General features: G+C 31.4%; 3 protein-coding genes. All 3 read right to left on the bottom strand.

All coding sequences use genetic code 11. The features are described 5' to 3' along the window. A partial coding sequence (locus R3333_RS12935) for a hypothetical protein (protein ID WP_318959191.1) occupies positions 1-838 on the bottom strand: 838 nt, incomplete at its 3' end. Between the two features lie 124 nt (positions 839-962). Beyond that, complete coding sequence (locus R3333_RS12930; RefSeq protein WP_318959190.1) at positions 963-2,390, bottom strand: hypothetical protein; 1,428 nt, start codon at positions 2,388-2,390, stop codon at positions 963-965. 83 nt (positions 2,391-2,473) lie between these two features. Further along, on the bottom strand, positions 2,474-4,055 hold a 1,582-nt coding region (locus R3333_RS12925), incomplete at its 5' end, for a hypothetical protein (protein ID WP_318959189.1).

The following is a 4,055-nucleotide window of genomic DNA, read 5'->3' as shown; positions in this document are numbered from 1 at the left end:
AGTTGTAAGTAAATACTCCTCCTAAGAATTTTTTCTTAGGCTCTTCTCCCATGAAACCTTTAATTAATAGTTTATTTCCAATAATATTAAATCTGTAATCAGAAATGTTTTGATTCAAAGCTTTGTAATCAATGTCAAAGCGAGTTTCTTGGTCTGTATTTAAGTCATATTTGAAAAATTCAGAGCGAATTAATTCATCATCGTCATTCGTTTCTACACCAATAAATGCTAATTGATTATCGACAACTTTTAAATCATTTAAATTGAAATTGTTTCCAGAGGCTTTATCAATTTTAACCTTTTCAACAAGTTGTAAATCTAAATTTGCGTCAATTTTAGAAATGTTCATTTCAAAGCCAGTTGTTGAATACGCTGTTTCTTCAATGACAATTAAATTTTCTGAACCTTCTGTAAAACGAACTTTTCCAGTAGTAGTAAGAAGTAATGTGGGTCTGCTCGCTTTTAAGTTACTATCGTAACTAACGATATAATAATTTTTATCATCCTTATCTCTGTTCATCACCACTTCAAAAATGTGATCATCAGCTAAAAAGAAAAAGTCTCTTCCCCTAAAAGCATTTCGTTTGAATTTAGAAGTTTTCTTTTCTAACTCCAGCGATTTTACTTCTTTCCCATTTTTGTATTTCGCGAGAAATTTTGATTTACCGTCATAATAGTAATCGAAAACGGCGTCATCAATTTCTCCTAAAGTAGAGGTGAAGTTGAAATTTGGATCTTCATTGACTTTAAAGGTGGCGTCAAGAACTTGGTTAGTTTGAGCATTTGTTTGAAAACTTAGTGCAGAAATTAAACCTACACTGAAGAGTAATTTCTTCATGATTTAAATTGTTAGTTATTAAGTTGGTGAAAATAAGCTAAAGGTGAACTTTTGTCAAGTTTTTGAGATGAAAAAAGCCAATTCAAAAGTTTGAATTGGCTTTGGTTATTTTATGTTAGAAGAACTAAAATGTAATATGTATGGATTGTTCTTTAGATAACTTAACTCCCTGTACAATGATTTCATTCTCTTTTGTATAAATTGAAGTGTAGTTATATCCACTGAATTTTTTATATGCCAATAAAGGTGCAGTTTCAGATTCTAATGTTTTTAAATCAATGGTTCTCGCTCTTAAACCTTCTCTATCCATGTAGCAAAGTTTAAGCTCGCTTCCATCCCTATAACTTTTTATTCCAAATGCTGCTTGTCCCGCATATTGTCTAAGTGGAAAGGAAGTCTTTTTAATAAGTTCTCCGTTTTCATTAAGGAGGAATACAAAAATTTGTTGCATTGTATTGTACCCATAATTTGTAGCAATATGGAGTATGTTTCCATTATCTAAAAATCTAGTTTGAACGATGTTGAGGGTACGTGCACTTTTATATTCTTCATTGTCTATTGCTTTCTGATACGTTTTTTTATACGCATCAATTTCATTTTCAATGATAAATTCAGGATCAAGCTCATGGGTAGAATACGCTATACGTTTTTTGGTTTCAAGGTCGTAAATTTGCGTAAAGTACTCATCCAATATTTGTTTACCCTTTTCTACTTTACTAAATCCGAATACGTATAACTTGTTATCGCGAACCCTTGAGGAAATGTGACTTTTTTTCTCTTCAAGTTCAGAAAAGTCTAATTCTAAATCTGTGTCACGTCCATTTTTTAGGTCTATTTGGTAACATATTCCTCCCAGCTCGTCATCCTTTTGATTCGTTGATATTGCGTATCTAAAATCTTCCTTGTCAGATGAAATATGAGAGGTAGAACCCGTGAAAGTTCCATCTTCCTCGGTGTTTACTTCAATAATCTCTTCAGTTTCCAAGTCTTGATCTACCAATAAACATGTAATAGAAACTAACTCTTTGTTTTGGTACTTTGAGATTTTTATCAATAGTTTCTCATCGTATTGGTCGTAGGATAGTCCAAATCTTGTGTCTTCTCTGAATTTGGTTGCATAAATTTCACCGAGTTCTACACTCTTCAAACTTTGGTTAAAAGCTTCCGCATAAATAGTGTATCTTGAAGCGTTCTCATCATATCTCGGTACAATTTCTACGATGTTTTCACCAATGGTGAAAAATTTAGTTACCTCAAACTTTTTCCTCTTGAAATACTGGTTTTTATCTTCAAGTTTCACGGACTTTAGTACCTGTCCATTTTCCTTTTTATTAAGAAGTGTGTGCATGGCAATAGGGAAGAAGTATAATACAAATCCCGATTTACCTTGGGCGTATTGTTTTCCATCTATACTTCCAAAGTTGGTAGTTGCTCTACCTGTTTTGTATTCCTTTACTTCAACGTCAATTCCTAAAGCGGCTCCTTTTTCTTGTCCAAGGGATGCAGTGGTGGTGAATAGTGCGGTTAATCCTAGTAATAGTACTTTTTTCATTTTTATAATTTAGGTTCGGCGTGAAATTAAAAAAAAAAGCACAACTCAAGGGGTTGTGCTTTTTAGTATAAGGAAGCCTGTCTTTATTTCAATTCAACTTCTAATTGCTTCGTTTTATTCATTTTTGAAATGCTAATGGATCCTTTTCCATTGACAAATTCGTTGTAATCATAAATTCTTTGAAATGAAAATTCGGAATTTGGCACTCTATGAATCAATTCAACTTGTTTTGTTGATAAATCACACGCTGCAATCTCAATACATTTTTTACCAAAAGAAATACTTGTTGGAGTCTCAAGGTTATAACCAACAAAGAAGATTTGATTATTATGAATGGTGATTAATGGTGTTCTGTACCCACTATAATGTGTAGAATTATATAAGTCATAAATGGAGATTAAATTTAATGATTGGTCAGAATTTACCTTGTATATGAAATAATCACCTCGTAAATCGTAGTATACCAGTCTACTATCTGTAGAGTATCGAATTTTATAAGGATCACTGAATTCTCCGATTAAATACATATTTCCTTTTTCATCAAACAAGGTTTCGCATAACGTTAAATTGAACGGGTTTGAATTGATTTCTTCATCCCCATAGTTAAAACGTTTGTCGAGGTATGACTTTTCTTCTTTATTCATGTAAGTTTCCTTTGTTAAACCTGGAACTTCAACTTCATATTCTGTAGTTTCTTTTGTTTGTGTATTATATGTTTTAGAGAAATAATAGACTGTTGACTCTCCATCTTCTGTCACTCTACAAAAACCATGATACCTGATTTCTTTATCTTTAAAAAGAAAATGCTGAGAGCCGTTTATTAATTTTTCAAATTTTTCAAATTTCAAATTCTCAAATAAAGTAGTTTGAGTTATTTTTTTTGATTTTGATTTGAAAGAATAATACTGTAAAACCTTTTCATCATCAGAATTATATTCAATTACAGGAAAACTGAATTCATCGTTATTTATTGAAAGTGAATTACTAGGGATGTATAGTTCCTTTTTTTTCTTTTTACTTTCAAAATTTGCTTCAATTTTAATAAATTTATCACCATCAATTTTACAAAAAGCAGTGGTACCACCTTCTCTAAAATAACAATAGATTATTAACAGGTGTAATTTATCATTTTGGGAATCTTGTTCGATTTGAAAACTGAATTCCGTATAACGTGAACGGTTGAAGTTTTTAATATCTGTTTTGGTTTCAAACAATAATTCGGGTTTTGATGCTTCTAATGTTTCAAGGTTAATTCTTTCAACCCACAATCTTCTTGTATAGGCATCTTTATCCTCATCAGGAATAAAGTGATATAATTTATCGTTTATTATCTTATAGCTATCTCTATTTAATTCTCTTCCAAAACCATCATCTCCAGTTTGATCCCAAGATTGTTCGCATCTTTTATAAAAGCCTTTCACCTTTCCATCAACTTTTACTTTCGCCACTTTCTTTCCGTCCAACGTATGTTTTGATAGTTTAATTGATTTTTTATCAACTGGACTTCCCTTGGTATAGGTGTAATAAAACTCTCCAATTTTCCCTATATAGTATCCGTAAAGGTCCGTTTTACGGCTTTTTTGAGTAATTATTAATTGGTCATTATTTAATAGTTCCTGAGCTATAATTGACGTAGAAAGTACGGTGATTAGGAGTAGTGTAATT

The organism is Lishizhenia sp. (assembly GCF_033720595.1).
In the GTDB taxonomy this organism is placed as follows: Bacteria; Bacteroidota; Bacteroidia; order Flavobacteriales_D; family Crocinitomicaceae; genus Lishizhenia.
The sequence above is the reverse complement of the archived record's forward strand: the minus strand, read 5'-3'. Positions and strand labels throughout refer to the sequence as shown.